This is a genomic window from Mesobacillus maritimus (assembly GCF_044803185.1).
Taxonomy (GTDB): Bacteria; Bacillota; Bacilli; order Bacillales; family Cytobacillaceae; genus Mesobacillus_B; species Mesobacillus_B maritimus_B.
Genome location: NZ_CP085225.1, coordinates 4,547,659 through 4,573,630, shown reverse-complemented (window position 1 = coordinate 4,573,630; position 25,972 = coordinate 4,547,659). Strand labels below are relative to the sequence as shown.

The window sequence follows — 25,972 nt, the reverse complement described above, 5'->3', positions numbered from 1 at the left end:
CTTAAATAAAGGGAGAAATTCCCCCTATTTACACGAAAATCGTGTAAATAGGGGATTTTTACCTGCATAACGGGAAAATCTCCCCTTATATCACCTGAAACGGGCTCCATTCTGTATTTAAAGGGAAAATCTCCGCTTATTTTACTTCCCTTAGTTACTCATTAACTATAGGGTTTGACCATTGATAAACTTAATCAATAAAATGTAAAAGGAACATAATCAATATGCTCCATTTTTAATGTGAATTATAGTGTGAAAATCTTTGGATTCCCGCTGCTTTTTTTGACTGTGATTTACCGTTTTGCACCTCTCAAGTCAACCTGTTAGCAATACCCAATGGGAAATTTAGAAGAATAACTCCAAAACCAGGCGCTGAAAAAGCTGCCTGGTTATTGGGTCAAAGTTTATACTGTAATCCTGCACTGTGCGCCTTAACTTAATGTTTCTTCAACGGGTTCAAATGTGTGGCAATCCGTTTCTCTAGTTGTATCAGCGGTTTCACCGGAATGACTGACAACATAGATGCGATCGGCACTGCACAGATTACCTTGAGCCCAGTACTGACAATTGTTGACTTCACAAAGAACATCTTTTGCCATTCGTATCACTCCTCATATTTGGTTGATACGGTTTTATTTTTCGCTTAAAGTGAGAGGTTCATTCTAAACAAAATTAGGAAGCGCATGTTAAAATGAACTGGTCAATTCTCAAATTAAAAACAAAAACCTCCCAATAATAGGAGGTTATTCATTCAAAGCTTTTTCCAAAGTTTGAAGGTTCTTTTCCATTATACTAAAGTATGTTTCGTCCTTAGCAATATCATCATTGGTAAGAACAGATAGGTTATGGAGGGTTAAGGATTGAGCTCCTAATTCCTTTTGAACAATATCAGCTAATTTAGACTGGTAGTTCTGCTCGGATAGGACATAGTTCAAGCCCGCTTCTTTTCCATGTTCAATTAGTGTCTGCAATTCTTTTTGTGAAGGTTCGCTCGTTGTGGACACTCCAGAAATACTAATTTGTTTTATGCCATACCGAGTTTCCCAATAACCATAAGCAGAATGAGCAACGATGATTTCTTTATGTTTAGCTGTTTCAACCAGTTCAGTAAATTGCGCGTCTAATTGATCTAAATTTGTAGCCAGTTTCTCATAGTTCTCCTCAAAGAGTTCACTGTGAGCAGGTAGTTGCTCTGTTAATTGATCCTTAATGGATTTAGCCAGTTCTTTGGCATAAAAAGGGTCTATCCAGACATGTGGATCTACACCGCCATGTTCATGTTCTTCCTCTTCTGAATGATGGGTATCCTCGTCATGATGTTCTTCCTCTTCTGCATGTTCCTCTTCATGCTCTGCGTCGTCATGATCTATATCAATTTGTTCCCCAGCACCATGAAGGACAACTTTCTCGTTTTGAAGCGTGCCTTTCACTTTCTCAACAAATCCTTCTAGTCCAAGCCCTACATAAAAAAATACATCTGCATCTGCGATGTTCATCATATCCTTTTGTGATGGTTCAAATGTATGTTCATCAGCACCAGGAGGGTAGATAGAAGCTACTTCGACATGCTCTCCACCAATTTCTTCAGTGAAGAATTGTAAAGGATATACAGTTGTATAAACTTGCAGGACATCAGTGTTATTACTTTCCTCTCTTGTATCTTCTGCGCAACCGGTGAGCAACAAAGCTATTAATAGTCCTATAGCTCCGTAAAAAGGGTATCTCTTCATAATTCGTTCCTCCGATCAATCTGTGCAGATTGAATTCTGCTTAAAATCTGTTATAACTAATACGTAATGATTACGATTTATTCTTTCTGTATCTTACAGAATATTCACCAGAAATGCAAGGGATTTTTCATTGTGGGAAAATTCATGTATATTAATAAAAAGATAATTTTTAGAAAGAGGGATGAGGAAATTGAGTTTACTTCAAAATATCTTAGATTATAATAAAGACTTTGTTGATGAAAAGAAGTATGAGCAGTTTGAAACAACAAAGTTTCCGAACAAAAAGATGGTCATTCTAACATGCATGGATACAAGATTACTGGAACTTTTACCGAATGCACTAAATGTGAAAAATGGCGATGTAAAGATTGTTAAAAACGCGGGAGCACTAGTTACTCATCCTTTTGGGAGTATCATGCGGAGCTTGTTAGTTGCTGTCTATCAATTACAAGCAAAAGAAGTATTAGTCATTGGACATCATGATTGTGGAATGAGTGGAATGAAGCCTGAAGGAATCATGGGAGAAATGAAACAACGTGGAATTCATGATGATATCTTTGACACCCTGACCTATTCTGGTATCAATGTGAAAGAATGGCTTCACGGTTTTGAAAATGTCAATTCAAGCGTAGCTCATAGTGTGGATGTCATTAAAAACCATCCGCTAATGGCGAAAGATATACCAGTACACGGTTTGGTGATTGACCCTTCAACCGGAAAGCTTGATTTGGTCATCAATGGTTATGAGGATTAGTCTTTTCCCTTTTTGGCCATTCCTCAGGTACATCATCAAACCCTCCTGGATGAAAAGGATGGCATTTCATAATTCGAATAAGGGTTAACCACCCACCTTTTAAAGCTCCATGTTTGCTCACAGCTTCAATACCGTAATGTGAACAGGTCGGGTAGAAACGACAGGTTGGAGGTTTTAAAGGGGAAATAACGACCTGATAAAAACGAAACAAAGCTAGTAACATTCTTTTAACCATATTTAATCACTCCTATATATATGTAGATACAATATCATAACTTCGTTTTAATTTGGAAATTAGGTGCATCTTAATTTAAATTATTCAATATTTCGTGTATGATAGGATGAGATATAAAAGGGAGTGAATATTAAATGCCTTCAGTTGAAAGTTTTGAACTTGATCATAATGCCGTCAAAGCTCCTTATGTGAGACATTGTGGTGTCCATAAAGTGGGAAGCGACGGTGTCGTGAATAAATATGATATTCGTTTTTGCCAACCAAACAAACAGGCAATGAAGCCTGACACAATCCATACTTTAGAGCATTTGCTAGCGTTTAATCTACGCGAACATGCTGAAAAGTATAGTCATTTTGATATTATTGATATTTCCCCGATGGGATGCCAAACTGGATATTATTTAGTTGTTAGTGGGACACCATCCGTTGAGGAAATCATTGATTTATTAGAGGATACCATGAAAACAGCAGTTGAAATCACTGAAATTCCAGCCGCGAACGAAAAACAATGCGGACAAGCAAAGCTTCATGATTTAGATGGAGCAAAACGTTTAATGAATTTCTGGTTAACGCAAAGTAAAGAAGAATTAAAGCAAGTGTTTGCATAAAAAATAACGAGGCCTTATTGGGCTTCGTTATTTTTTTTCTGTTCCTCTTCTTCATTTAACTTTGACTGCAGATGAGGATTATCTTCAATGGGGTCGACTGTATGCTTATAAGTATAGGCCTTAGATGTAGTTGTCACAGCTAAAATGAGAACAATAAAGACGATGATAATTGAAATAATAAGTACGGTTAGCATAAAAAGACCTCCTTTGCTTCAAAATGATTGTAGCATGTTTTTTTTCATTCTTCCCAGATAAAGTACTTAAAATGTTTTAGCCTGTCCTATTGGGGGAAGATAATCTACAGGAGGATGATACAATGTCAACCGAATTAATTCAATCTGTGAACAAACAAGTCGCAACTTGGACTGTACTGTATACGAAGTTGCATAATTACCATTGGAATGTAAAGGGTCCACATTTCTTTACTTTACATGCAAAGTTCGAGGAGCTTTATGATGAGGCAGCACTGGTAATTGATGAATTTGCTGAGCGAATCCTAGCACTTGAAGGCAAGCCTGTTGGCACTCTAAAGGAGTGTTTGGAACTATCTTTCGTTGAAGAAGCAAGTGACACAGAAAGTGAAGAAGACATGGTTCGAACCTTAAGTGGAGATTTAGCCAAACTAGTAGATGAGCTACAAGCAACCATTAATCTAGCCGAACAAGCAGAAGACGAAGGGACCGCCGACATGCTTCTAGGTGTAAAGAAAAATGTAAGAAAACACCTATGGATGTTCAAAGCCTACCTCGGGTAGAAAATATTCCGCAAGCGATTCATAATCGTTTGCGGATTTTTAACATTCTACTAGTAGGTATTGGATATTAAAGAGGATTTGAACAAAAAACCCCCTGTTTTAAAAATCAGGGGGCTGGTGATTATGTAGAAAAATTAGTGGATATTGCGAGATTGAAACAAAGAAGTCCGTTGTTGACCATATTCCTCTTGGGCAAACTTACCTTTTAGGCTCTCAATTAGATAAACCCCAATTAAATCATAAAGTTCTTGCGTATCAAGTTCCTTAATAATATGGATTAAATCCTCTCGATTCATTTCCTCAAGAAAAGCAAATGCAAGCATATCGATATCCTCTTCATCCCCAGTCAGCTTATCTCGATACAACTCAAATAGCTCATCAACTAATTTCAATTTTCTCACCCCATTCCTTGCTTTTCTGGCCTAATGCAAATTTCTATTAATTATTTTATATATAGTAGATACCCTCCACCAGAATAATTATTCCCTATTTGACTTCCTACATTAATTTTACCATGAAACGGTTTCAGACTATAGTTTTATCTTCGTTTAGTAAGTGGGAAAGCTGGGGAAACTCATATTCAAAGGAGTGAGTTTCAATGCAGGAAAGTAAGAAAACCTATTACATTGATCTTAGCAGTGGAGAAATATCTCAAAGTGTTTCTGCCTCAACATGGAATTTTAAAATTGAGGCAACCGATGAAGAAATCACTCAATTAAGGGAAGAGTTTAATTACAATTATCATATGGGTATCCAAAATTTTCTGAGAGCCCATATCCCTTTTGATGAGTACCATAACGATAAGGAAAACCATGCCCAGGATGGGAGCCTGCTTCGAATTTATGAAATGATCTATCAGTTAGGTGACACTGAAGCGAAAAAACATATTGAAAGCATGGGAATTCTCCCGAAACAATAGGGAATCTGAAAACATTGCCTATTTGACCAGTGCGCTTCCGCTTTTCTATTTCTCCATTCATTGTATAATTATTAGTAAAAGAATATGCATTCGGTGGAGGAGAATATGAAATATTTTAAGGATATAAATGGGGCGGATGTAACACTGAGTTTTCAAGAAAATGCCTTCGGACCTGAACCTAATCATGTACTAATTATCTGTAGATATCATGGGAAATGGGTGTTGACGGACCATAAAAAAAGGGGATGGGAGTTCCCTGGAGGCAAGAGAGAAAAAGGTGAGACGCTCGAACAAGCTGCAATTCGGGAAGTCTTGGAGGAAACAGGTGGGCAAGTTCAAAATCTCCATTTTATTGGAGAATATGAAGTGCAGGATGAGAATGGCACCTTTGAAAAACGAGTCTATTTCGCTGAGCTTGAAGAAATAGTCCCACAGAAAAACTATTTTGAAACAAACGGACCAGTTTTTATTGAAGGTGACATTCTAAGGGAAGTGCACAAAAAGCATTATAGCTTCATCATGAAAGATGAGGTTATCAGGCTTAGTCTTGAGCATATAAAGTAGAAACGGCCGGACAGTAAACCGGCCGTTCTTGTGGGATGCGAACTACATAAAAGTTTTACATTTGAGAGTTGTCTCGCTCCAGGGCTAACTCCTCGGGTCATAAGCCACCCCGGAATTGAAGGCAAAGAGCGCCTTCTATTCCGGTTTGTTTTATGCCAGTCGGAGTTGAACAAGCCGCTTCCGCTTTTCAATTTGTCTAGCTCCAGCGGCTAACTCCTCGGGACATAAGCCACCCCGGAATTGAAGGCAAAGGGCGCCTTCTATTCCGGTTTGTCTTATGCCAGTCGGAGTTGAACGAGCCGCTTCCGCTTTTCAATTTGTCTAGCTCCAGCACCCTAGCGGCTAGTGTCCTTCGCTCTCCGCCCTGCGATAAGTCAACATCGAATCGCTATCGCTCTTCGTGTTTCCTTTATCTCGGTTGGAGGGCTCCAGGCCATACGCCGCTGAACAGGGTGCTTCCGCTTTTCAATCTTGGATAAGCTTTTTTTCAAGAAGTTCTACGAGCTGATACATGATGGTTGCGAATACAGCAATTACTAATAATGATAAGAATACAAGCGTGAAGTCAAATACCTGGAAACCGTATATAATCATATATCCAAGTCCTCGTGCAGATGTGAGAAACTCACCAACAATGACTCCAACCCAGGATAACCCGACATTCACCTTTAAGGTAGAGATGATGGTTGGAAACGAAGCCGGCAAAATGGCTTCCTTAAAGCTTTGCGTACGAGTTGCTCCAAAGATTTGGAGTACTTTTATATAGTTAGGGTCTACTTCCTTAAAGGATGTAAACACAACAATCGTGGTAATAATCACTGAAACGAGTGTTCCCATTGCAACGATAGATGCCATGTTTGCACCGATAGCAACGATTAAAATAGGACCGAGTGCTACCTTTGGCATTGCATTCAATATGACCAAAAAGGGGTCAAGGATCTTTGAAAGAATCGGGGACCACCAAAGAAGAGCAGCTAACATCGTTCCTAGTATGGTACCGGCTAAAAATCCTAAAATGGTCTCCGTTACAGTGATTCCTATATTTGCGGCAAGGGACCCATCAACGGACTTTTGAATAAACAAATCCCATATCTTAGTTGGCGAACTGAAAATAAGTGGGTCAATCCAATGTTGTTTGCTTGCCAATTCCCATAACAAAAAAAATGAGATAAAAATGAGCACTTGGACAAAGCGGACAATCCTTTTCTCTTTTCTTAGGCTATTTAAATATTGCTCATGCAGGCTTTTAATTTCATTCTTCGTCAAGAGACTCCAGCTCCTTCCATATAGTCTGGAAAAGCTCGGTATACACAGGGTGATTTCTAGCTTTAAAAGGTGGTAGATTTATGAGCTCATCAGGGACTAAAAAGGTTTTATGAACCCTACCAGGACTTGGAGAGAAAAGGATTATTCGGTCACTCATCGCAATTGCTTCACCAATATCATGAGTAACAAGAATGGCTGTTTTATTGAAATTCTTTAACGTATTAGAAACGAGGTCTTCGAGTTTTAGCTTTGTCTGAAAGTCGAGTGCAGAGAATGGTTCATCGAGCATTAACAGTTTTGGTTCAGTGGCTAGTGTACGTACAAGGGCAACCCGTTGGCGCATGCCGCCTGAAAGTTGTTTCGGATAAGAAGCTTCAACATGATGAAGCCCCATCTGCTTTAACAGATTTGATGTATGTTTCTTCTTTTCATTCGTTAAAGTTCCGTTTATTTTTAGCCCAAGTTGGATATTTTCTTCAATCGTTTTCCATGGGAATAGATAATCCTGCTGAAGCATATATCCAATATCATTTTGAGAAGTTTTAATTGGTTTATTTTCTAGTAGGACCGAACCTCCCGTTGGTTCAATCAATCCAGCAATAATGGATAAGAGAGTGGTTTTGCCGCAGCCACTTGGGCCAAGGAAGGAAATGAACTCACCTTCCTTAACATCTAGGGTAATATCACTGAGAGCAGTTGTTGCGGATGTTTTCGTAAAGTAGGTGTGATGCAAGTTTTTGATTGTTAAGAAGTCCATTGGCTGCGTCCTCCTTTTAATTCATCACTTTTTCTGCAATCGTTGTATTAACAAGCTCATCATGACCAACTTCCTTTGGTAACTCGCCAGCTTCCTCCATAATAGTTTGGAGATTATTCCATTCTTCTTCATCTAGAATCGGGTCAGTAGCAAAAGAACCCTGACTTTTATAGCGGTCTACTGCCATTTCAAGGATTTCGAGTTCAGTATCTTCAAAATACGGTTGAATGGCTTCAGCAATCTTCTTAGAATCAGTGTTTGCTACCCATTGTTGGGCTTTATATAAGGCCCGGGTGAATTTCTCGACTGTTTCGTCATTCTCATCCATGAAGCTTTGTTTCGCCATAAATGTTGTATATGGAACATGACCTGATTCTGTTCCAAAAGAGGCAACAATATGTCCTCTTCCTTCTCTTTCAAAAATACTTGCTTGCGGTTCAAATAATTGGACATATTCCCCTGTGCCACTGGCAAACGCACTCGAAATATTTGCAAAATCAATATTCTGGATTAAGTTGAGGTCGTTTTGTGGGTCAATTCCGTGCTTTTTCAAAACAAACTCACCAACCATCTGAGGCATACCACCTTTCCGCTGACCAAGGAAAGTAGAGCCCTTTAATTGATCCCAAGTGAAATCCTCTACTTCATTTCGGGAAACTAGGAAGGTTCCATCGGTTTGTGTAAGCTGCCCAAAGTTAATGACCGGGTCACTCGCTCCGCGAGCATAAACGTAAATGGAGGTTTCAGACCCAACAAGACCGATATCAGCTCCATCGGATAGAAGTGACGTCATGACTTTGTCACCGCCCCATACGGTTGTTAGTTCAATATCTAACCCCTCGTCTTCAAAAAATCCCTCATTAAGTGCTGCGTAGAGTGGTGCATAGAAAATGGAACGGGTTACTTCTGCAATTCGTATCGTTTCCTTCTTTTCCTGTCCACAAGCAGCTAAAGGGATTATGAGAACAAGACTAAGCAGTAGAGCTAAACCAGGTTTTATCCACTTTTTCATTGTATTAACCTCCTCAAATTGGGCTAAATCTTTTTACGATATCGTATGATGAGCGTAAAAATGTGTGAATGCCTATAATAAAAGGAGGAACGTTATAGAAGAAGGAGACATCGTGATGATAGATGGCAAAATTATTTCACAGATTAAATTTCCTTCGCCGAACCCAAAGGTAAGTCTTTTTATCATTACTTATTATGCTGGAGGGTTAAAGGTGAAGGGGCTGTTAGCGAAGCCAATTGAGAAAAAAACTACGGACGGTTTTTTATATTTACGTGGTGGAATTAAAAATGTTGGTCAAGTTCGACCAGCAAGGATTGCTCAGTTTGCTTCTGAAGGGTTTATCGTTTTTGCTCCTTTTTATCGAGGGAATCAAGGAGGGGAAGGGAATGAGGACTTTGCAGGCCAGGATAGACAAGATGCCTTTGCTGGCTATAAGTTACTCATGTCTTTACCTGAGGTGGAACGAATCCACATATTTGGATTTTCACGAGGCGGTGTGATGGCTTTATGGGCTGCAATTGAGTTTCCTCAGGCAGCTTCTGTTGTGACATGGGGTGGAGTTAGTGACATGTCTCTAACATATATTGAAAGGAAAGATTTAAGAAGAATGATGAAACGGGTGATTGGTGGAACACCTGGGAAGTTCCCAATGCGTTACCGGTTTAGAACCCCTTTATATAACCTTGAGCAACTTGAGGCACCCGTATTAATCATTCATGGGGAACAAGATAAAAATGTTTCAGTTGAGCACTCCGTGCGCCTAGAGAGAAGACTAAAGGAATTGGATAAGTCTGTTACCAGTTGGTATTTTCCTCAATATACCCATTATTTCCCTCCATCTGTGAATAGACTAGTCGTAAAAGATTTAACTGAATGGATGAAAAAACAAGTTGAATAATGATAATATAAAGAGAGAATCCTGGAAGGAGCTGCATTTCGTATGGGGATGCCATTAGAGCTTAATACAATGATTGTGACAAAGGGCCGGGAAGAAAGATTAGAAGAAAACCTATTCCAATTGAAAAAGGAAGGTTACAGACTTTACCCTATTGATATCCCTTTAGAAGTAAAAAAGACGATTGAGGGAGATACAAGTGGAACGGCTATTATTAAAAAGATGGAATGGACAGAGAAAAAAACGATATTAGTTTACCAGCTGGTATCGCTTAATTCTACCAACTAGCCAAAGTACCTCAAGACCTTGGTAGTAAATGCGAACTGGAATTTAAAAGATCATCTTTTTCTACGCATAAAAAGAGGCAGTGGCTAAATTAGCCCTGCCCCTTTAATTCTGTAGTACGCTAATTAAGCAACTGGTCCGCCTTTAGCCTCAATATCTGATGACAGATTATTGAACTTTAAGAAATTTTCTTTGAACTTCCCAGCAAGTTCACGAGCCTTTTCCAAGTAAGCTTCCTCAGACTCCCAGGTTTTAATTGGCTGAAGAACCTCATCGGGAACACCGGGAACGTGTAAAGGTATCTCAAGGCCGAAAATCTCATCCTTCACGGTTTCGACGTTGTTTAATTCGCCTTCTAGTGCAGCTTGAACCATTGCCCTTGTGTACGCAAGATTCATTCTTTTGCCAGTACCATACTCTCCACCTGTCCAGCCCGTGTTAACAAGAAATACTCTTGCCCCGTACTCATCAATTTTCTCCCCAAGCATTTCAGCATAAGTTGTCGCTGGCAATGGGAGGAATGGTGACCCGAAGCAAGTTGAGAAGGTAGCTTCTGGAGAAGTGACTCCTCTTTCTGTACCAGCTAATTTGGAAGTATATCCACTTAAGAAATGATACATTGCCTGTTCTTTCGTTAACTTGGAAATTGGTGGTAAAACACCGAAAGCGTCGGCAGTTAAGAAAACAATACTGTTTGGATGCCCAGCAATGCTTGGTTCTACAATATTATCAATTGCCTGAATTGGATAGGCAGCGCGTGTATTTTCGGTTAGTGTTCCATCATCATAGTCTGGAAGGCGGCTGTCTTTATTAAGCACAACATTTTCAAGGACTGAACCAAAACGAATCGCATCAAAGATTTGTGGTTCTTTTTCTTTTGATAGATTAATACATTTGGCATAGCATCCACCTTCAATATTAAACACGCCATTTGAAGACCAACCATGTTCATCATCCCCAATTAAGCGGCGATTAGAGTCAGCAGAAAGAGTCGTTTTACCTGTACCAGATAACCCGAAGAAAAGCGCTACGTCTCCTTCACGACCAACGTTAGCAGAGCAATGCATAGGAAGAATACCGTTTTCCGGAAGTAAATAATTCATTACTGAGAAGATTGACTTCTTCATTTCCCCGGCATATTCAGTGCCACCTATTAAAACAACACGTTGTTCAAATGAAATAATGATGAACGTTTCCGATTTCGTCCCATCGACCTTGGGGTCAGCTTTAAAACCAGGGGCAGAAATCACGGTGAATTCAGCTTGATGATCCACCAACTCTTCTTCTGTTGGGCGGATAAACAACTGATGGACAAACAAGTTATGCCATGCATATTCATTAATAACTTGAATTGGAAGTTGGTGTTTTTTATCTGCACCTGCAAACCCCTTGAAGACGTACACTTCATCCTGATCCTTTAAATAATTGAGAACTTTCGTATAAAGATTGGTGAACACTTTTTCATCAATGGGCTCATTAACACTGCCCCAATCAACTTTGTCCCTGACCAAGGAGTCATTAACAATAAATTTATCCTTTGGGGACCTTCCCGTATAAGTACCAGTTGTTGCGCAAATGGCCCCAGTGGCCGTTAACTGTCCTTCGTTTCGTGCCAGTACTTTTTCAACTAATTGAGGAACAGAAAGTTGGATTTGAATATTATTCCCTTTTAACAATTGTGACACTTCATTTTTAATTTCTAAATCGTTCATTTGATGAATACCTTCCTTTTTATAGGTTTTAAATGGTCTGAAAGCATACGCATCTTTATAATTAGTATAACACATTTATTCTAATAGTCTATTCTAATTATTTGAAAAATTCCTTTCATCCTGACTAAATGGGCTTGTCAAAAAAAAACTTTTTTCAACAAAAAACCATAATCATTGACAACCATTTTTTGATTACGTATGATTGGGATTTGAACGGATACTCTCTTATCCCGAGCTGGTGGAGGGACAGGCCCAATGAAACCCAGCAACCTGTTATTTGTGAAGCTATGATCATAATTTTCATATAACAAGGTGCTAACCTGACGCAAGGATTTGTCCTTGATCGATAAGAGTGAAAGGCGCTAATTTAGCAAACGAACCTTTCCCTCAGAGCAGGAGAGGTTTTTATTTTTGCGTATTTTTCTCATAAAAGCTCAGTGTTTATTTCATACTACATAGGGAATGAGTTCCGTATCAATCCGAGAGCTTGTAAATAGAGCTCACGTATTTTATACAATTAGGAGGAAACCAGATGTCAACAAGACGCCGTTTGTTTACTTCTGAATCAGTAACAGAAGGACATCCTGATAAAATTTGTGACCAAATTTCTGATGCAATTTTGGATGCAATTTTAGCAAAGGATGCAAATGCCCGTGTAGCAGCTGAAACATCTGTTACGACTGGTCTTGTACTAGTCGCAGGAGAAATCACTACTTCTACTTATGTAGATATCCCAAAAATCGTTCGTGACACAGTAAAAGGTATTGGATACACTCGTGCAAAGTACGGTTTTGACTCTGAGACATGTGCTGTACTAACAGCGATTGATGAACAGTCAGCTGATATTGCAATGGGGGTTGATCAGGCACTTGAAGCAAGAGAAGGTCAAATGTCTGAAGAAGAGATTGAAGCGATTGGAGCAGGGGATCAAGGGTTAATGTTCGGCTTTGCTTGCAATGAAACAAAAGAGCTTATGCCTCTACCAATCTCTTTAGCACATAAGCTTTCCCGCCGCTTGACAAAAGTAAGGAAAGACGAGATTCTTCCTTATCTTCGTCCAGACGGCAAAACTCAGGTTACCGTGGAATATGATGAAAACGACAAGCCAGTTAGAATCGATACGATTGTTATCTCAACACAACATCATCCGGAGGTGACGCTTGAGCAGATTCAGCGGAATCTTAAAGAGCATGTCATCAATCCAGTTGTTCCGGAAGAACTAATTGATGAAAATACAAAATACTTTATTAATCCAACAGGTCGTTTCGTTATTGGTGGACCACAAGGAGATGCGGGCTTAACTGGCCGTAAAATCATTGTTGACACCTATGGTGGCTATGCACGTCATGGTGGGGGCGCCTTCTCTGGAAAGGATCCTACAAAGGTAGACCGTTCTGCTGCTTATGCTGCACGTTATGTAGCGAAGAACCTTGTCGCTGCTGGTCTTGCGGATAAAGTAGAGGTACAACTAGCCTATGCAATTGGAGTGGCCAAGCCTGTTTCTATCTCAGTTGATACATTTGGAACAGGAAAAGTAAGTGAGGATGTCTTAATTGACCTTGTCTCTAAAAACTTTGACCTTCGTCCTGCTGGGATTATTAAAATGCTTGACCTACGTAAACCAATCTATAAAAAGACCGCTGCTTACGGACACTTTGGCCGTACGGATGTTGATTTACCATGGGAGCGTACAGACAAAGCAGGAAGCCTCCACGAGCAAGCACAATTATAATCAGAGATGAAGGAGTTGCATTCTAAAATGTAACTCCTTTTTCCATATTTCATGTGGTGCCTGACACGAACCAAAGATTTCCTTTTAACTTTTTCGTGTCGGGAATGCAAAATTAAATGAATTAGTGGTAATATAGAGGGATGCATAAAGAGCTTTTTATCTTTATAATAACTGAGTGATTTAATTTTAATTTAATGGAGAAGGTGACGTACATAATGTGTGGCTTTATCGGTTGTGTACATGAGAATGCACAAAACTACAGCAATGACCAAAAGCAGCTGTTTAAAAATATGAATGCTTTAATTACCCACAGGGGTCCTGACGATGAAGGGTACTTCTTTGATGACCATATTCAGTTTGGTTTTCGTCGTTTGAGCATCATTGATATTGAATGCGGGTCACAACCATTGACCTATGAAAATGAGCGTTACTGGATTATTTTTAACGGAGAGATCTACAATTATGTTGAACTTCGTGAAGAACTTGTGAAGGAAGGCTTGGAATTTGCTACTCATTCTGACACAGAAGTAATTATTGCTTTATATAGCCATCTTAAAGAGAAAGCTGTAGAAAAGCTTCGCGGGATGTTTGCGTTTATTATTTGGGATAAACAAGAGCAGCTTCTCTACGGGGCTAGAGATCCATTTGGGATTAAGCCTTTCTTTTATTTTGATGATGGAGAGAAAACATACTTTGCTTCCGAAAAGAAAAGTATTCTCCTCGCACTGGAAAACGATGTTCTTGACTATGAAGCTCTTCAGCACTATTTGACTTATCAATTTGTTCCTGAGCCAAATACAATGTCAAAAGGGATACAAAAGCTTGAGCCAGGTCACTATTTCACAAAGAAAATCGGTAAGCCAATGGAAATGAACCGCTACTGGAAAGCAAATTTCCAGCCTGTTCATAAATCCGAAGATGCCTTTACGAAGGAAATAAGAGATGTCTTATTCGATTCAGTAAAGATTCATATGCGTAGTGATGTTCCAGTTGGTTCATTTCTTTCAGGTGGGATTGATTCTTCTATTATTGCTTCGATTGCCAAAGAGTTTCATCCAGCAATCAAAACCTTTTCAGTAGGATTCGAGCAAAATGGATTCAGTGAAATTGATGTAGCCAAAGAAACGGCAGACAAGCTTGGACTTGAAAATATAAGCTATGTCATTACACCTGAAGAATATATGGCCGAGTTGCCAAAGATTATGTGGCATATGGATGATCCACTCGCTGACCCAGCATGTGTGCCACTTTACTTTGTGGCTCGTGAAGCCCGTAAGCATGTAACGGTTGTGCTATCAGGAGAAGGAGCCGACGAGTTGTTTGGTGGATATAATATTTACCGAGAACCACAGGATCTTGAAATCTTTAATAAAATTCCTTCTGTCCTGAAATCACTATTAAAGGTACTTGCAAGGATCATGCCTGAGGGAATGAAGGGGAAAAGCTTCATTGAGCGTGGCGTAACTCCAATGGAAGAGCGCTATATTGGGAATGCGAAGATTTTCCGTGAAGATGAAAAGCGTCAGTTAATGAATGCTTATCAGCAAGGACTACATTACACGGATGTGACGAAACCTCTTTATGGAGAGAGCCGTGGATATGACCCTGTTGATCGTATGCAGTATATTGACATTCATACTTGGATGCGTGGAGATATCTTGTTAAAAGCAGATAAAATGACGATGGCACATTCCTTGGAATTGCGTGTACCGTTTCTAGATAAAGCTGTTTTTGACGTAGCATCTAAAATACCAACTAGCCTGAAAACAGCAAATGGCACAACGAAATATATTTTACGGAAAGCAGCAGAGGGTGTGGTCCCAGAGCATGTTCTAACCCGTAAAAAACTGGGCTTCCCTGTGCCAATCCGTCATTGGCTTAAAAACGAAATGAATGATTGGGCGAAAACGTTAATTAAGGAAAGCAATACTGACCATTTAATTAATAAATCTTACGTCCTTCAGCTATTAGAGGACCATTGCCAAGATAAGGCGGATAATAGTAGAAAAATTTGGACGGTTCTAGTGTTTATGCTCTGGCATGATATTTATGTAGAAAAGAAATACTCATTCGAAGAAGAATATCTGAAAACCAAGTCTCTACAGACAAATTAATAAAAAAAACACCCATGCTTATTCAAACACTTAAGCATGGGTGTTTTTTATGGCTTTTTGAGCAATCTTATTAGCTATTGAACCAGAGGTGGTTGCTTTCCGCACCTCTGATTGTTTAAATTAAGGGGAGTTTTTCCCGTTAGCCTTCAGAATAGAGCTCTGTTTGGGGGAGATAAGGGGAGTTTTTCCCGCTAAGGCAAAGCAAAATGGTCAATTTTCATGTTTTCGGAGATAATAGGGGGAATCTTTCTCTCTATTTAATCTAATTTTCGTGCTAATTCTTCAATAAGAGGAATTTCTCCCCTTAGTTTAGTAGATTATTTGCTGGCAATTCTTAAAGATTTGGAAAGTGCTAACCGGTGCTTATCTTGGGATAAAAAATACTTGGAGCATGTCTCCAAGCATTTTTCTTTTCTGATTCACTTGCCAAACTGTCTTTTAATTTTGGTGCGAATTCCTATACGAAAAGCAATGTTAATTTATATTTTATACTTCAAAACAGAACCTGGATATTTTTAGAAAACACCCTTTTTTATTTACTGTTCCAATTCTTCTGTAATGACTTGTAATATTGTGCTTTTTCCGCGTATTCTCGGGTGATCCGTTGCATGTCTTTAATATCTTCGTCATTTAGTTCACGAACTACTTTTGCTGGGCGGCCAAAAGCGAGTGAATTGGGCGGAATTTTTTTACCTTGTGGGACAAGACTGCCGGCACCGATAAATGAGCCTTCACCAATTTCTGCTCCATCAAGAATGACCGAACCCATTCCAATCAGGGCATTTTTACGAATGATACAGCTATGTAAGATAACTTGGTGGCCAACTGTCACCTCGTCCTCAAGAATAAGCGGGTTTCCTGGACTTTGATGCAGAACAGAGTTATCCTGAATATTCACTTTGCTGCCAATGATCGTAGGGGCGACGTCACCGCGGATAGAGCTATTGAACCAAACACTGGACTCTTCACCAATCTCAACATCTCCAGTAATCGTTACATAATCGGCAATAAAAGCAGATGAAGCAATATTAGGTGTTTTTCCATTATAAGGGTAAATCATCATGCACGCTCCTAAATTAATAATTTTTTTTATAAAAATAGGGAAGTTATCTAAAAATAGAAAGTTGTTTGAAGCTTCCCTTTTCTGTTCATTATATAATATAGTTCTCTATATAGTGTATAAAATGGAGGGAAGGACATGTGGAAGTGGGAAGCGGATGGAGAAGCGAAAGCAGTAATCGTTATGGTTCATGGTGAACTTGAACATCATGGGCGATATGGTTGGCTAATTGAACAATGGCGGTTAGCAGGCTTTCATGTTATCATGGGTGATTTACCTGGACAAGGGTTAACGTCCAGAGCTAATCGAGGTCATATTGAATCCTTTGATGACTACCTTCATGAAGTAAGAGAATGGATTCAGGCAGCCTACGAATTTAATCTACCTGTCTTTCTATTGGGGCACAGTATGGGCGGGCTAATATCAATTCGGATGCTACAGGAGCAACAATTGAACTTGGCGGGGGTGATTTTATCTTCTCCATGTCTCGGCCTGGTTCATAAGCCATCTAAACTAGAAAATGTCAGATTGCGTTTTATGAATGTCGTGGTGCCTACTTACACCGTAAAACCAGGTTTTGGGATTAAGGAGGCAACAAGAAATATTGATGTCCAAGAGGCTGATATACACGATAATCTCTATGTAAAAAAAGTTTCTGTTGGATGGTATAGTGAATTGCTTGAAGCGATCCAACAAGCTTTTGAAAATATTGAAACAACGAGGGATATCCCAATGTTACTGATGCAAAGTGGAGAAGATAAAATTATTGAAAAAAAAGCTGTGAAGGAATGGTTTAACCATGCTCCACTTTCAGAAAAACGATATAAGGAATGGCCTGGTTATTATCATGAAATTTTCAACGAACCAGAACGAAAAGCCGTTTTTGAATATGCACTGGATTTTGCCATTGGTCAACTGAAATCAATAGGGTATCTATATTAAAGGCTGTTATCGGAAAGTTTGTTGTTAAAATTGTAAAAATCTTAAAGCCGATTTTTACTACCTAAAGCCGATTTTAACGCAAGAAAAGCAATTTTGTGCTTCGTTACTAAGTTTGCAGCTCTTTTCTCATACGCTAAAGCTATTTTTCAATGAAAAACATGGCATTAAAGTTCTATTAAGCTCTGTAAGCAACAATGTTTGAGAAAAGAGCCGTATTAAAAGGAGGGCCAAATGTCAATTCCGCAAATGCCAGTTAGTTTAATGTACCGTGTCTATCGTAAGGTTTTGCCACAAGTTCACAAAGAGATTGCGATTTGGAAGCAAAGGGCAGAGGCCATTCCCAATAGGGAACTAAGAAGCCAGGCTTTGGCTAGTATTGAAGGGAAAACCTTTCATTGTGAAGGGGGCGCTATTATGAGTCTAATTGCGCTAGGCAACTTTCATAAGGCCATCCGATTTATCGTGGCATACCAAACCATTAGTGATTATCTTGACAATCTTTGTGATCGAAGCACCTCACTCGACCCGCTTGACTTTTCGGCGTTGCATGAGTCAATGGAGGATGCCTTGAGTATTGATGGAGTACTTCGAGATTATTACCGCGAGCGAGAGGATAAAGATGATGGCGGATATTTAAATGCTCTTGTCCAAACATGTAGGAATGAACTAAGGGAAATGAGTAACTATGAAGCCATCGCTGAATATTTACTTGAACTGTGCCGTTACTATTGTGATCTACAAGTACATAAGCATGTCGTCCAACACGAAAGAGTTCCTCGGTTAAAAAAGTGGTTTAGTCACCACCGGGAGCAATTGCCTGAAATGCAATGGTTCGAGTTTTCTGCTTGTACAGGTTCAACTCTTGGAATCTTCTGCCTTGTCTCCTATGCATTAAGAGAGGATTTTAAACCAGGGTTTGCTGAGAGCATTCGCGAAGGATATTTTCCTTATATACAAGGACTTCATATTTTGCTCGACTATTTTATTGACCAGGAAGAAGACAAACAAGAAGGGGACCTAAATTTCTGTTTTTATTATGAAAATGAAGAAGCCTTATTTAAGAGGATGAAGCATTTCCTTATTCACGCCGACCATCATACGGCAAAACTTCCTCATAAAAAGTTCCATCAATTAATTAATCGCGGCTTGCTGGGCATCTATTTATCCGATGAGAAAGTTCAACAACAAAAGAAAGTAAAAAAACTAGCAAAAGCCATGATTAAAAGTGGTGGCCCAATCAGCTATTTCTTTTACTTGAATGGAAAGGCTTATCGGACAATACAAAAGTGGACAACAGTAAGAAATCTTGCGAAGAGTTAGGTGAAAAAGGAGCAGTGCTTTGACAATCAAAGTACTGCTCCTTTTTTTATCGTTTTTCAATTGCAATGATGAATGGCGGATTGTTTTTTTGGTTGAGAAACTGATAATTCAATACATGTGCTTCTTTTTGGTCAAGTGTTTTCACATACTCCACCAAGTTGTCCCGCTCAATTTGTCCTTCAGGGTGCCCATGATAAATGACAATCACAATGATTCCCTCAGGTGCAAGGATTTCGAGGAGTTGCTTAACCGCAGAAATCGTTGTCTCAGGGGTAGTCACGACACTTTTATCTCCACCTGGTAAGTAGCCTAAATTAAAAATTGCGCCTGTTATTTTTCCGTGAAAACTAGGGGGAACACAATCACCTACATGTTGGTGTCCTTTGTGAAATAGAGTGACACGCTCTTGAACGTTTTGTGCCCTTAATTTTTCATAACAAGATTCTAGTGCTTGCTCCTGAATATCAAATCCAAACACTTTTCCGTCCGTGCCAACGAGTTGTGATAGGAATAATGTATCATGCCCATTCCCAACTGTCGCATCAATTGCAATGTCTCCTGGGTTTATGGCTTTCTCAAGCAATAGCCTAGCGAATGGGAGAATTCTTTCAAGCTTCATTCCTGAGCCCCTGCCATTTCTTTTGGAAAATACTTCCCTTGCCAGCTTCCACGTTTTTTTAACTCAGCATCAATTGCGTTCAACACTTCCCATTTGTTTACACTCCACATAGGCCCAACCATTAAATCGATAGGCCCATCTCCGGTAATCCTATGGATAATCATCTCAGGCGGTAAAATCTCCAGTTGGTCGCAAACGAGATTTACATACTCTTCAAAGGAAAGAAACTCGAGCATCCCTTTTTCATATTGCTTCACCATAGGCGTGCCTTTTAATAAATGCAACAGATGAATCTTAATGCCTTGAACATCTAGCTTAATAATTTCTCGTACGGTTTCCATCATCATCTCGGGAGTCTCGAGTGGTAGCCCGTTAATGACATGTGTACAAATTCGAATATTATGTTTGCGGAGCTTTGCGACACCTTCGATATAGGTTTGGTAATCATGGGCGCGGTTGATAAGATCAGCCGTTTGTTGATGGACCGTTTGCAGTCCTAACTCCACCCAGAGATACGTTCGCTCGTTTAATTCTGCTAGATACTCCACAACATCATCTGGCAGGCAATCAGGTCTTGTAGCAATCGAAAGACCAACAACACCTTCTTGCTTAAGGACGGTTTCATATTTCTCCCTCAACACATCGACTGGTGCATGTGTATTTGTGAAGGCCTGGAAATAGGCCATATATTTGCCATCCTTCCATTTTGTGTGCATCTTATTTTTTATTTTAAGAAATTGAACTTCTAGGTCCTCCGCACGGTTCCCTGCGAAATCGCCAGAACCAGAGGCACTACAAAAGGTACAGCCGCCATAAGCTACGGTGCCATCACGGTTAGGACAATCAAAACCACCATCAAGAGCAACTTTAAAAACTTTATGCCCAAAATGCTGACGTAAATGATAGTTCCAAGTATGGTAACGCTTATTATCACTAGCGTATGGAAATGGATTTATGTTATTCAAGGTGAGTGAGCCTCCGTTTTTTAATTTCATAAGTGGAATTGTATCATGAAGAAAGGGCTTATCCAATTACATTCTTGGGAATGGAAGCAAAATACAAAAGGGAAGCGTGATAGGATAAGCAAATCTGAACAAAATAAAAGAGAAGCAAGTTTGCTTCATATTTTTAGGCTAGTCTTTCGTTTTGAGTGAAGGTTCAAAACCATTCAGACTTCTCATTACTGGTTTTTCCTAAAGGAAAAGGGGGGCTTTTCATTGGCGACGCGGCAATCAGTCGAGGAACATATCCAACAATGTGAGGATGCAATTAGAAACGCCCAGGAGCAATACAATAAAGCAAGCATGCAAGAACATTATGATGATGACTCCTTTACAAACAGCATGCAACAATTAGAACAAGCTTTTAATGATATCTCTAAGCTCGCTCTAAGCTGTAATGGACAACAGCGTGAGCAATTACATCGGATGCGACTCCAGCTTCAACAAGTCCAAAATAATATGATCTTGTTGGATCATTAGGGGGGAGATATCATGAAAAAACGTTCCAAACAAAACAATCCAGAGCAAAAAACGCGCAACGGGATTAACAATCAGGATATGGAATTTGCGGCCGAACACGACCCAGTAAAAAAAGCTAAGCGGAAATATGAAAAATCAGGTGGACAGCCGGTTAAATCAAAGTTCCACCCTGAACCAGAACAATCTAGGTAATATTTAGATGCTTAAGCCTCATTTCAATTTGAAATGAGGCTTTTTTTTACATAAAGTAAAAAATCGAGTAAGAAAATCCATTTTTAGTCCTGTTCACAAAACGGCTAAATCTGAGATTTATTTCGTGATTTTCGTCACAGATAGGAAGGTTCCAGAAATGGTTTAAATAGAGTAGAGAATATCTTCTATAAAACAGCCCCATAAAGGTAAAAAGGGAATGCTTTTGAATCCGTAAATCAGGCCAAATATATAACGCCCCATGGTTTAGGCATTATCCTTGTAAAAAGTCACCTTCACTTGTGAAAAAGTTCACGTGTTTGTCACGAAGTAAAAACATTGAAAGGATGTTTAAAAAATGATGAGGAATAAGGCACGAATTTGGCCGTTAATATTCAGTATTCTATTCTTTATGCCAGCCATAGTATCAGCAGAGAACACGGATAATCCGCTACAAATGGAGGAGTTAACTATTCAGGTGATGCCGGAATTCGCCCATCATCCAGATGATAAAAAGCAAGATAACCCACCATTACTTATTGGTTATCATGGCGCATTGATCAACAATAGTGACCAGCCACAAAAAGGACAAATAGCAATCCCTCTCCCAGTAGAGGAAAAAAACTTCAAACTTGGTTTCATTGCTGATTACTCCAAAGATTTATCTGAAATGAATGAAATTGAATATGAACTTGATAGCGAGACCGGAACGATTTCTTGGACTACGAGTGAAGAAATTCAGCCACAAGAGCTATACCGATTTGTTATTGAATATTACACTGACAGCATTAAGGAAGGGAAAGAAAGCAATACACTTGAGTATCATTTCGAAAGTTTCGCTGATATTGGGATGATGAACCTTATTTTTGTAGAACCCCTCAAAACTGAAAGGTTTAAGCTAGAACCCGAAGCTGAGTCTCATCAAAAAAATAGTTATAACATGAATATGTTCATTTATATGTCACAAGGAATGAAACCTGGAGAGGAAAAAACGATTAAACTCGAATATGACAGGGCTGAGGAAAGAACAACCGGTGAAATTATGGACGAAATGGCTGGGGGGACTGCAAAACAAGGAACCTCTACAAATAACGAGGAAAAAATACCGGTTTGGATGATTGTGTCAGTAGTGGGAGGCGTGAGTGTCATCGCTGCTGGGCTCCTGATTTTCTTTCTCAGGAAAAAGACAACAAACAGAGTTGAGAAAAGAAAAATGGTGACAAAGGAATCTTCAACAGACATTAAAAAGGCAAAACTCCGTGCGATGCTGCTGGATGGAAGCATTTCAGAAGAGGAATACAATCAATTGCTTAAAAGTGTAGGAGGTAAAAAATAAATGTCAAAAAATAAAAAAATCATTACTGCTCTTTCCCTTATGGGAGTGGCCATCTTCATCATGGCCTTTTCATCGATGCCAAGTGCAGGAAGTAAAGAAATCACGATTTCTCAAGTTGTTAATAGCGCTGATAAATTTGATGGTGATTACATTATGACAGAGGGTCTGTTAAATAAGGAATCCATCCAATGGAATGCAGATAAGATTGAACTGCGCTTTGAGATCATGGACGAAAATGAACTAGCCTTACCGGTCTACTACAAAGGAGTTCAACCAGATAATTTCACAGATGATGTGATTGTCATTGTTGAAGGATTTATTGGTGACAATGGTGTTTTTGAAGCAGAAAAAGTACTTACGAAATGTCCTTCGAAATATGAAGGGGAAGATATGGAGAATTATGATGGTGAAATGCATAAGGAAATCTTCAAAGACTCGCAGGAATAAAACAGATGGGTGGTTATCCGAATGTATTTGATTGGGAATATAACACTTTATTTAGGAATTGCGATTGCTGCTTACGCCATTGTCGCAAATATAATCGGAATAAAAAAACAAGACAATAAATGGATTGAAAGTGCCAGAGGTGGAGTGTTATCACTTGTCTTCGTCTCGTTACTTGCTTCCTTCTTACTTCTATACCTTCTAGGAACAAGTCAATTTCAGTTTGAATATGTGGCAGCCTACACTAGTCTGAATCTCCCAATGGTGTACAAGCTTACAGCATTCTGGGCTGGAAATGCTGGCTCCTTATTGTTGTGGACTGTATTACTTTGTATCTATGCCGGAATCCTAGTGTATTCAAAAGAAAAAAGAAACCCACTGATGCCCTATGTATCAATTATTCTCCTGCTCAATATTTTATTCTTTTTCGTAGTTATGGTTCTGGGAGGTAACCCCTTTGCAATGACGGAAGTAATCCCCGCAGATGGTAAAGGCTTAAATCCGATGTTGCAGCATCCTGGGATGGTACTTCATCCAATTACCTTATATCTAGGTTATGTAGGGTTGGCTATTCCATTTGCCTTTGCAATCGGAGCTTTAATTTTAAAAAGAGTGGATGCCGAATGGATAAAGCTGACAAGACGTTGGACGATAACAGCTTGGTTATTCTTAACTCTGGGCAATATCATTGGCGGTTGGTGGGCGTACCTTGAACTTGGATGGGGAGGTTACTGGGCATGGGATCCTGTTGAAAACGCAAGTTTCCTCCCATGGTTGACTGCTTCAGCCTTCCTCCATTCTGTTATGATTCAGGAACGAAAAGGAATGCTGAAAACCTGGAACATTAGTTTGATCATCCTTTCTTATATCCTAACGCTATTTGGGACTTTCCTTGTCCGAAGCGGAGTTTTAACAAGCGTACACGCATTTGGAAGTGGTCCATTAGGTACGTACTTCCTAATTTTCATGGCTTTCATGATGCTGTTGTCCATTTATATTGTAACGACTAGATATCAGTTAATAAAAAAAGACAGCATTCCAATTGAAACCTATTTTTCAAAAGAAAGCTCTTTCTTATTAAATAACCTGATCCTTGTTACTGGAGCATTTGCTGTTTTTTGGGGATCGATGTACCCACTCATTTCCGAAGCTGTAACAGGTACGAAAATCAATGTTGGACCACCCTATTTTAATTCCGTTATGGCGCCAATCTTACTGTTATTGATCCTGTTAATGGCTGTTTGTCCATTAATTGCTTGGCAAAAAGCAACCGTAGATAGATTTATGAAAAATGCGATATGGCCTTTAGCAGCAGGGATTGTCTCAGCGATTATTCTAATCCTAATAGGAGTAAAAGGAACCTTTGCCATCATTGGTTTAGCATCCACTGTTTTCATGTTTGCTACCCATGTTCAGGAATTTGTCCAAGGTACTCGTGCTCGGATGAAAGCTACGAAGGAAAATGTACTAAAGGCAGTTTATAAGTTAACTAGAAAAAATCAAAGAAGATATGGGGGATACATTGTCCATATCGGGATTGCCATCATTGCAATTGGAGTAATTGCTTCCCATGCCTATTCTGAAGAAGTATTAAAAACAGTAGAAACTGGTGAAAGCATCACAATAGGAAACTATGAACTTACCTTTAAAGGGTTAAGTGAAGTAACGAAGAACGGAAATGGAATTGTATCCGCAGATCTCGAAACGGTTTATAAAGGGAAAAATGTTGGGTCGATTCATCCAGAAAAGGTATTTTATGAAACATGGCCAGAACCTTCAACAGAAGTGGCGATAAAAACCAACTTTACAGAGGACCTTTATGTTGTTCTTAGCTCATGGGAAAACAGGGACAAAGTGACTCTGCAAGTAAAGGTTAATCCATTTGTCACCTGGATATGGATTGGTGGAATCATTATGGTAATCGGAACTGCTTTTGCACTTATTGGCGGTAAACCAACATCTTCTCGTGTGACCGATGCTTTAAGACAAGGAAGGCGATAAAAAATGGGTAAAAAGATATTACTGGGAGCCCTAATCCTCATATTCGTACTTCCGAATGCATCGTCGGCTGCATTCACAGAGAACTCCAAGGAATTTCAAAATGTCATCAAACAGCTAGATATGCAGGGACATGCTGAGGATGAATTGTCGAGTTGTAAAGTGAAACAAATTTATTATGAAGAAGTAGTAGAAATGCTTAACAGTGGCATGTCAGAACAGGAAATACTTCAGTCGTATGTTGATGAATACGGACAGGCTGCGTTAAGAACTCCAGCTACCGATAAGAGTGGTTGGGTTGCTTGGGGAATGCCGTTTGCTGGTTTAGCCGGTGGAATTGCGATTGTTGCCGCTTGGCTGAAAAAAGTAAAAGGCAAGGGAATAAAGGATGAAATTTCTCCTCAAGTCACATGGGAATCGGAAGCTGAAAAAGAGATTGCGGAGCAGATGTTTGAGGAAGAGCGAAGGAAGCATTTTTAAGGAAAAGCTTAAGATCTCCTTCAAGCATGAAGGTTAAAAGGAGTTGTTGGGATGATGGAAATTGTTTATTTACTAGCAGGTTCTGCGATTATTCTCACATGTTTCTATTTCATAGTTTCCCCTTTCTTTTCAACAAATAGGGAAACAGCTTCCGGATTTGAACAATGGGACGGAACCCTTACCCTTGATTCGGTATACGGGGCTGTTAATGAACTTGAAATGGATTATTTAATGAAAAAGATAAAAGAAAAAGACTTTCTTCAATTAAAAGAACAGTATCAATTGCTTGCAGCCGAATTAATGAAGCATGAGAGCAAGCCAAAAGGCAAAGAAAATGCTGCTTCACACTCAGAGGAAGCCGAGCTCGAGCTGCTTCGGGAACTTCAAAAGCTGAGAAAGCAGAAAGGAAGAATATAATGGGGGGCCTTCCCACGTATCATCCAGAATGGGTTATCCGCTTCTGGTTCGGAACACCAGGATTGCGGGAACTAAATCCGCATTATACCCTATTTTTCCTAGCTATCATTCTCTTAGTCGTCATCTATTTTAAAAGAAAACTTGTTGTCGTACCGCAGCCAGATGTAGAGGAAAATCGTTTTAAGCATTTGTTGACGAAAAAGAATGTCATTGAAAAACAAATGGCTGAACTGGAACTACGTCGAGAGCAGAATAACATCCCTGAGGAGCAATACAAAGAGAAGTTAAAAGAATTTCAAAAGCATCTCGAACAAACAAAGCAAGAGTTACACCAATTTACCTTATGAAA

Annotated in this window: 31 protein-coding genes and 1 riboswitch; of the genes, 19 read left to right on the top strand and 12 right to left on the bottom strand. The window is 39.4% G+C overall.

What is annotated here, in order from left to right; genetic code table 11:
• Positions 1 to 431: 431 nt before the first annotated feature.
• Positions 432 to 599 (bottom strand): DUF1540 domain-containing protein, encoded by a 168-nt coding sequence (locus tag LG336_RS22175; RefSeq protein ID WP_404329637.1) that lies wholly within the window; start codon positions 597 to 599, stop codon positions 432 to 434.
• A 144-nt stretch (positions 600 to 743) separates the two neighbouring features.
• Entirely contained in the window at positions 744 to 1,730 is a 987-nt protein-coding gene (locus LG336_RS22170; RefSeq protein ID WP_404329636.1) for a metal ABC transporter solute-binding protein, Zn/Mn family, read from the bottom strand.
• Between the two features lie 190 nt (positions 1,731 to 1,920).
• On the opposite strand from LG336_RS22170, the gene LG336_RS22165 reads away from it, so the two are divergent.
• Entirely contained in the window at positions 1,921 to 2,484 is a 564-nt protein-coding gene (locus tag LG336_RS22165; protein ID WP_404329635.1) for a beta-class carbonic anhydrase, read from the top strand.
• On the opposite strand, the gene yidD is transcribed toward LG336_RS22165, so the two are convergent.
• Positions 2,465 to 2,719 carry a membrane protein insertion efficiency factor YidD gene (yidD, locus tag LG336_RS22160; protein WP_404329634.1) on the bottom strand — a complete coding sequence of 85 codons (255 nt, stop codon included), beginning with the start codon at positions 2,717 to 2,719 and terminating at the stop codon, positions 2,465 to 2,467. The genes LG336_RS22165 and yidD overlap by 20 nt on opposite strands.
• A gap of 134 nt (positions 2,720 to 2,853) precedes the next feature.
• On the opposite strand from yidD, the gene LG336_RS22155 reads away from it, so the two are divergent.
• Positions 2,854 to 3,327 carry an S-ribosylhomocysteine lyase gene (locus LG336_RS22155; RefSeq protein WP_404329633.1) on the top strand — a complete coding sequence of 158 codons (474 nt, stop codon included), beginning with the start codon at positions 2,854 to 2,856 and terminating at the stop codon, positions 3,325 to 3,327.
• A gap of 14 nt (positions 3,328 to 3,341) precedes the next feature.
• On the opposite strand, the gene ytzI is transcribed toward LG336_RS22155, so the two are convergent.
• The gene (gene ytzI / locus LG336_RS22150; RefSeq protein WP_404329632.1) at positions 3,342 to 3,521 is read right to left on the bottom strand and encodes a YtzI protein; all 180 of its coding nucleotides are present in this window, start codon (positions 3,519 to 3,521) and stop codon (positions 3,342 to 3,344) included.
• 122 nt (positions 3,522 to 3,643) lie between these two features.
• On the opposite strand from ytzI, the gene LG336_RS22145 reads away from it, so the two are divergent.
• Positions 3,644 to 4,081, top strand: coding sequence for a Dps family protein (locus LG336_RS22145; RefSeq protein ID WP_404329631.1), 438 nt, complete (start codon positions 3,644 to 3,646; stop codon positions 4,079 to 4,081).
• A 134-nt stretch (positions 4,082 to 4,215) separates the two neighbouring features.
• Here the strand turns inward: LG336_RS22145 and LG336_RS22140 are convergent, their stop codons facing one another.
• Positions 4,216 to 4,473, bottom strand: coding sequence for a DUF6154 family protein (locus LG336_RS22140; RefSeq protein WP_404329630.1), 258 nt, complete (start codon positions 4,471 to 4,473; stop codon positions 4,216 to 4,218).
• A 206-nt stretch (positions 4,474 to 4,679) separates the two neighbouring features.
• Between LG336_RS22140 and LG336_RS22135 the strand changes: the two genes are divergently transcribed.
• Together LG336_RS22135 and ytkD are read left to right on the top strand one after the other, a co-directional pair.
• Positions 4,680 to 5,000 (top strand): hydrolase, encoded by a 321-nt coding sequence (locus tag LG336_RS22135; RefSeq protein WP_404329629.1) that lies wholly within the window; start codon positions 4,680 to 4,682, stop codon positions 4,998 to 5,000.
• A 105-nt stretch (positions 5,001 to 5,105) separates the two neighbouring features.
• Positions 5,106 to 5,564 (top strand): RNA deprotection pyrophosphohydrolase, encoded by a 459-nt coding sequence (gene ytkD / locus LG336_RS22130; protein WP_404329628.1) that lies wholly within the window; start codon positions 5,106 to 5,108, stop codon positions 5,562 to 5,564.
• A gap of 465 nt (positions 5,565 to 6,029) precedes the next feature.
• Here ytkD and LG336_RS22125 read toward each other — a convergent pair whose 3' ends face one another.
• The 3 genes from LG336_RS22125 to LG336_RS22115 are packed head-to-tail and all read right to left on the bottom strand — an operon-like array spanning position 6,030 to position 8,599.
• Complete coding sequence (locus LG336_RS22125) at positions 6,030 to 6,830, bottom strand: ABC transporter permease (RefSeq protein WP_404329627.1); 801 nt, start codon at positions 6,828 to 6,830, stop codon at positions 6,030 to 6,032.
• On the bottom strand, positions 6,817 to 7,587 hold the full coding sequence (locus LG336_RS22120) for an ABC transporter ATP-binding protein (protein ID WP_404329626.1): 771 nt from the start codon (positions 7,585 to 7,587) through the stop codon (positions 6,817 to 6,819). The genes LG336_RS22125 and LG336_RS22120 overlap by 14 nt, the downstream gene beginning before the upstream one ends.
• Positions 7,588 to 7,603: 16 nt before the next feature.
• The gene (locus LG336_RS22115) at positions 7,604 to 8,599 is read right to left on the bottom strand and encodes an ABC transporter substrate-binding protein (RefSeq protein ID WP_404329625.1); all 996 of its coding nucleotides are present in this window, start codon (positions 8,597 to 8,599) and stop codon (positions 7,604 to 7,606) included.
• Positions 8,600 to 8,714: 115 nt separating this feature from the next.
• Between LG336_RS22115 and LG336_RS22110 the strand changes: the two genes are divergently transcribed.
• Both LG336_RS22110 and LG336_RS22105 read left to right on the top strand, forming a co-directional pair.
• Entirely contained in the window at positions 8,715 to 9,497 is a 783-nt protein-coding gene (locus LG336_RS22110; protein ID WP_404329624.1) for an alpha/beta hydrolase family protein, read from the top strand.
• A gap of 42 nt (positions 9,498 to 9,539) precedes the next feature.
• A complete protein-coding gene (locus tag LG336_RS22105; RefSeq protein WP_404329623.1) occupies positions 9,540 to 9,782 on the top strand; it encodes a DUF2584 domain-containing protein in 243 nt (80 codons plus the stop codon).
• Between the two features lie 122 nt (positions 9,783 to 9,904).
• Here the strand turns inward: LG336_RS22105 and pckA are convergent, their stop codons facing one another.
• Positions 9,905 to 11,491, bottom strand: coding sequence for a phosphoenolpyruvate carboxykinase (ATP) (gene pckA / locus LG336_RS22100; RefSeq protein WP_404329622.1), 1,587 nt, complete (start codon positions 11,489 to 11,491; stop codon positions 9,905 to 9,907).
• Positions 11,492 to 11,713: 222 nt separating this feature from the next.
• Positions 11,714 to 11,844, top strand: a riboswitch (SAM riboswitch).
• Positions 11,845 to 12,023: 179 nt separating this feature from the next.
• Between pckA and metK the strand changes: the two genes are divergently transcribed.
• Both metK and asnB read left to right on the top strand, forming a co-directional pair.
• Positions 12,024 to 13,223, top strand: coding sequence for a methionine adenosyltransferase (gene metK, locus LG336_RS22095; RefSeq protein WP_404329621.1), 1,200 nt, complete (start codon positions 12,024 to 12,026; stop codon positions 13,221 to 13,223).
• Between the two features lie 215 nt (positions 13,224 to 13,438).
• Positions 13,439 to 15,337 (top strand): asparagine synthase (glutamine-hydrolyzing), encoded by a 1,899-nt coding sequence (gene asnB, locus LG336_RS22090; protein ID WP_404329620.1) that lies wholly within the window; start codon positions 13,439 to 13,441, stop codon positions 15,335 to 15,337.
• Positions 15,338 to 15,869: 532 nt separating this feature from the next.
• Here the strand turns inward: asnB and LG336_RS22085 are convergent.
• Entirely contained in the window at positions 15,870 to 16,397 is a 528-nt protein-coding gene (locus tag LG336_RS22085; protein WP_404333257.1) for a gamma carbonic anhydrase family protein, read from the bottom strand.
• A 138-nt stretch (positions 16,398 to 16,535) separates the two neighbouring features.
• Here LG336_RS22085 and LG336_RS22080 point away from each other — a divergent pair, with 138 nt between their 5' ends.
• A complete protein-coding gene (locus LG336_RS22080; RefSeq protein WP_404329619.1) occupies positions 16,536 to 17,339 on the top strand; it encodes a lysophospholipase in 804 nt (267 codons plus the stop codon).
• A gap of 231 nt (positions 17,340 to 17,570) precedes the next feature.
• Positions 17,571 to 18,659 (top strand): tetraprenyl-beta-curcumene synthase family protein, encoded by a 1,089-nt coding sequence (locus LG336_RS22075; protein WP_404329618.1) that lies wholly within the window; start codon positions 17,571 to 17,573, stop codon positions 18,657 to 18,659.
• Positions 18,660 to 18,705: 46 nt separating this feature from the next.
• Here the strand turns inward: LG336_RS22075 and LG336_RS22070 are convergent, their stop codons facing one another.
• On the bottom strand, positions 18,706 to 19,278 hold the full coding sequence (locus LG336_RS22070) for a class I SAM-dependent methyltransferase (RefSeq protein ID WP_404329617.1): 573 nt from the start codon (positions 19,276 to 19,278) through the stop codon (positions 18,706 to 18,708).
• On the bottom strand, positions 19,275 to 20,243 hold the full coding sequence (locus tag LG336_RS22065) for a TIGR01212 family radical SAM protein (protein WP_404329616.1): 969 nt from the start codon (positions 20,241 to 20,243) through the stop codon (positions 19,275 to 19,277). The genes LG336_RS22070 and LG336_RS22065 overlap by 4 nt, the downstream gene beginning before the upstream one ends.
• A 252-nt stretch (positions 20,244 to 20,495) precedes the next feature.
• On the opposite strand from LG336_RS22065, the gene LG336_RS22060 reads away from it, so the two are divergent.
• The 8 genes from LG336_RS22060 (at position 20,496) to LG336_RS22025 (ending at position 25,970) form a co-directional block, all read left to right on the top strand.
• Positions 20,496 to 20,759 (top strand): YtzC family protein, encoded by a 264-nt coding sequence (locus LG336_RS22060; protein ID WP_404329615.1) that lies wholly within the window; start codon positions 20,496 to 20,498, stop codon positions 20,757 to 20,759.
• A 12-nt stretch (positions 20,760 to 20,771) separates the two neighbouring features.
• Entirely contained in the window at positions 20,772 to 20,951 is a 180-nt protein-coding gene (locus LG336_RS22055) for a glycogen biosynthesis protein GlgD (RefSeq protein WP_404329614.1), read from the top strand.
• 355 nt (positions 20,952 to 21,306) lie between these two features.
• Entirely contained in the window at positions 21,307 to 22,284 is a 978-nt protein-coding gene (locus tag LG336_RS22050) for a hypothetical protein (protein WP_404329613.1), read from the top strand.
• Positions 22,285 to 22,731, top strand: coding sequence for a cytochrome c maturation protein CcmE (locus LG336_RS22045; protein ID WP_404329612.1), 447 nt, complete (start codon positions 22,285 to 22,287; stop codon positions 22,729 to 22,731). It abuts the gene before it with no gap.
• A gap of 21 nt (positions 22,732 to 22,752) precedes the next feature.
• Entirely contained in the window at positions 22,753 to 24,729 is a 1,977-nt protein-coding gene (locus LG336_RS22040) for a heme lyase CcmF/NrfE family subunit (RefSeq protein ID WP_404329611.1), read from the top strand.
• 3 nt (positions 24,730 to 24,732) lie between these two features.
• Complete coding sequence (locus LG336_RS22035) at positions 24,733 to 25,206, top strand: cytochrome c-type biogenesis protein CcmH (RefSeq protein ID WP_404329610.1); 474 nt, start codon at positions 24,733 to 24,735, stop codon at positions 25,204 to 25,206.
• 51 nt (positions 25,207 to 25,257) lie between these two features.
• Positions 25,258 to 25,623: a hypothetical protein gene (locus LG336_RS22030; RefSeq protein ID WP_404329609.1), complete on the top strand. Its 366-nt coding sequence runs from the start codon at positions 25,258 to 25,260 to the stop codon at positions 25,621 to 25,623.
• Positions 25,623 to 25,970, top strand: coding sequence for a hypothetical protein (locus LG336_RS22025; RefSeq protein ID WP_404329608.1), 348 nt, complete (start codon positions 25,623 to 25,625; stop codon positions 25,968 to 25,970). Before LG336_RS22030 ends, LG336_RS22025 begins: the two co-directional genes overlap by 1 nt.
• Positions 25,971 to 25,972 lie beyond the last annotated feature (2 nt).

Bases quoted from the DNA above. Each gene is read 5' to 3' on its own strand.
- LG336_RS22175 (WP_404329637.1), bottom strand. From the start codon at position 599: ATGGCAAAAGATGTTCTTTGTGAAGTCAACAATTGTCAGTACTGGGCT.
- LG336_RS22170 (WP_404329636.1), bottom strand. From the start codon at position 1,730: ATGAAGAGATACCCTTTTTACGGAGCTATAGGACTATTAATAGCTTTG.
- yidD (WP_404329634.1), bottom strand. From the start codon at position 2,719: ATGGTTAAAAGAATGTTACTAGCTTTGTTTCGTTTTTATCAGGTCGTT.
- LG336_RS22155 (WP_404329633.1), top strand. From the start codon at position 2,854: ATGCCTTCAGTTGAAAGTTTTGAACTTGATCATAATGCCGTCAAAGCT.
- ytzI (WP_404329632.1), bottom strand. From the start codon at position 3,521: ATGCTAACCGTACTTATTATTTCAATTATCATCGTCTTTATTGTTCTC.
- LG336_RS22145 (WP_404329631.1), top strand. From the start codon at position 3,644: ATGTCAACCGAATTAATTCAATCTGTGAACAAACAAGTCGCAACTTGG.
- LG336_RS22135 (WP_404329629.1), top strand. From the start codon at position 4,680: ATGCAGGAAAGTAAGAAAACCTATTACATTGATCTTAGCAGTGGAGAA.
- ytkD (WP_404329628.1), top strand. From the start codon at position 5,106: ATGAAATATTTTAAGGATATAAATGGGGCGGATGTAACACTGAGTTTT.
- LG336_RS22120 (WP_404329626.1), bottom strand. From the start codon at position 7,587: ATGGACTTCTTAACAATCAAAAACTTGCATCACACCTACTTTACGAAA.
- LG336_RS22115 (WP_404329625.1), bottom strand. From the start codon at position 8,599: ATGAAAAAGTGGATAAAACCTGGTTTAGCTCTACTGCTTAGTCTTGTT.
- LG336_RS22110 (WP_404329624.1), top strand. From the start codon at position 8,715: ATGATAGATGGCAAAATTATTTCACAGATTAAATTTCCTTCGCCGAAC.
- LG336_RS22105 (WP_404329623.1), top strand. From the start codon at position 9,540: ATGGGGATGCCATTAGAGCTTAATACAATGATTGTGACAAAGGGCCGG.
- pckA (WP_404329622.1), bottom strand. From the start codon at position 11,491: ATGAACGATTTAGAAATTAAAAATGAAGTGTCACAATTGTTAAAAGGG.
- metK (WP_404329621.1), top strand. From the start codon at position 12,024: ATGTCAACAAGACGCCGTTTGTTTACTTCTGAATCAGTAACAGAAGGA.
- asnB (WP_404329620.1), top strand. From the start codon at position 13,439: ATGTGTGGCTTTATCGGTTGTGTACATGAGAATGCACAAAACTACAGC.
- LG336_RS22085 (WP_404333257.1), bottom strand. From the start codon at position 16,397: ATGATTTACCCTTATAATGGAAAAACACCTAATATTGCTTCATCTGCT.
- LG336_RS22080 (WP_404329619.1), top strand. From the start codon at position 16,536: ATGTGGAAGTGGGAAGCGGATGGAGAAGCGAAAGCAGTAATCGTTATG.
- LG336_RS22075 (WP_404329618.1), top strand. From the start codon at position 17,571: ATGTCAATTCCGCAAATGCCAGTTAGTTTAATGTACCGTGTCTATCGT.
- LG336_RS22070 (WP_404329617.1), bottom strand. From the start codon at position 19,278: ATGAAGCTTGAAAGAATTCTCCCATTCGCTAGGCTATTGCTTGAGAAA.
- LG336_RS22055 (WP_404329614.1), top strand. From the start codon at position 20,772: ATGAAAAAACGTTCCAAACAAAACAATCCAGAGCAAAAAACGCGCAAC.
- LG336_RS22050 (WP_404329613.1), top strand. From the start codon at position 21,307: ATGATGAGGAATAAGGCACGAATTTGGCCGTTAATATTCAGTATTCTA.
- LG336_RS22045 (WP_404329612.1), top strand. From the start codon at position 22,285: ATGTCAAAAAATAAAAAAATCATTACTGCTCTTTCCCTTATGGGAGTG.
- LG336_RS22040 (WP_404329611.1), top strand. From the start codon at position 22,753: ATGTATTTGATTGGGAATATAACACTTTATTTAGGAATTGCGATTGCT.
- LG336_RS22035 (WP_404329610.1), top strand. From the start codon at position 24,733: ATGGGTAAAAAGATATTACTGGGAGCCCTAATCCTCATATTCGTACTT.
- LG336_RS22030 (WP_404329609.1), top strand. From the start codon at position 25,258: ATGATGGAAATTGTTTATTTACTAGCAGGTTCTGCGATTATTCTCACA.
- LG336_RS22025 (WP_404329608.1), top strand. From the start codon at position 25,623: ATGGGGGGCCTTCCCACGTATCATCCAGAATGGGTTATCCGCTTCTGG.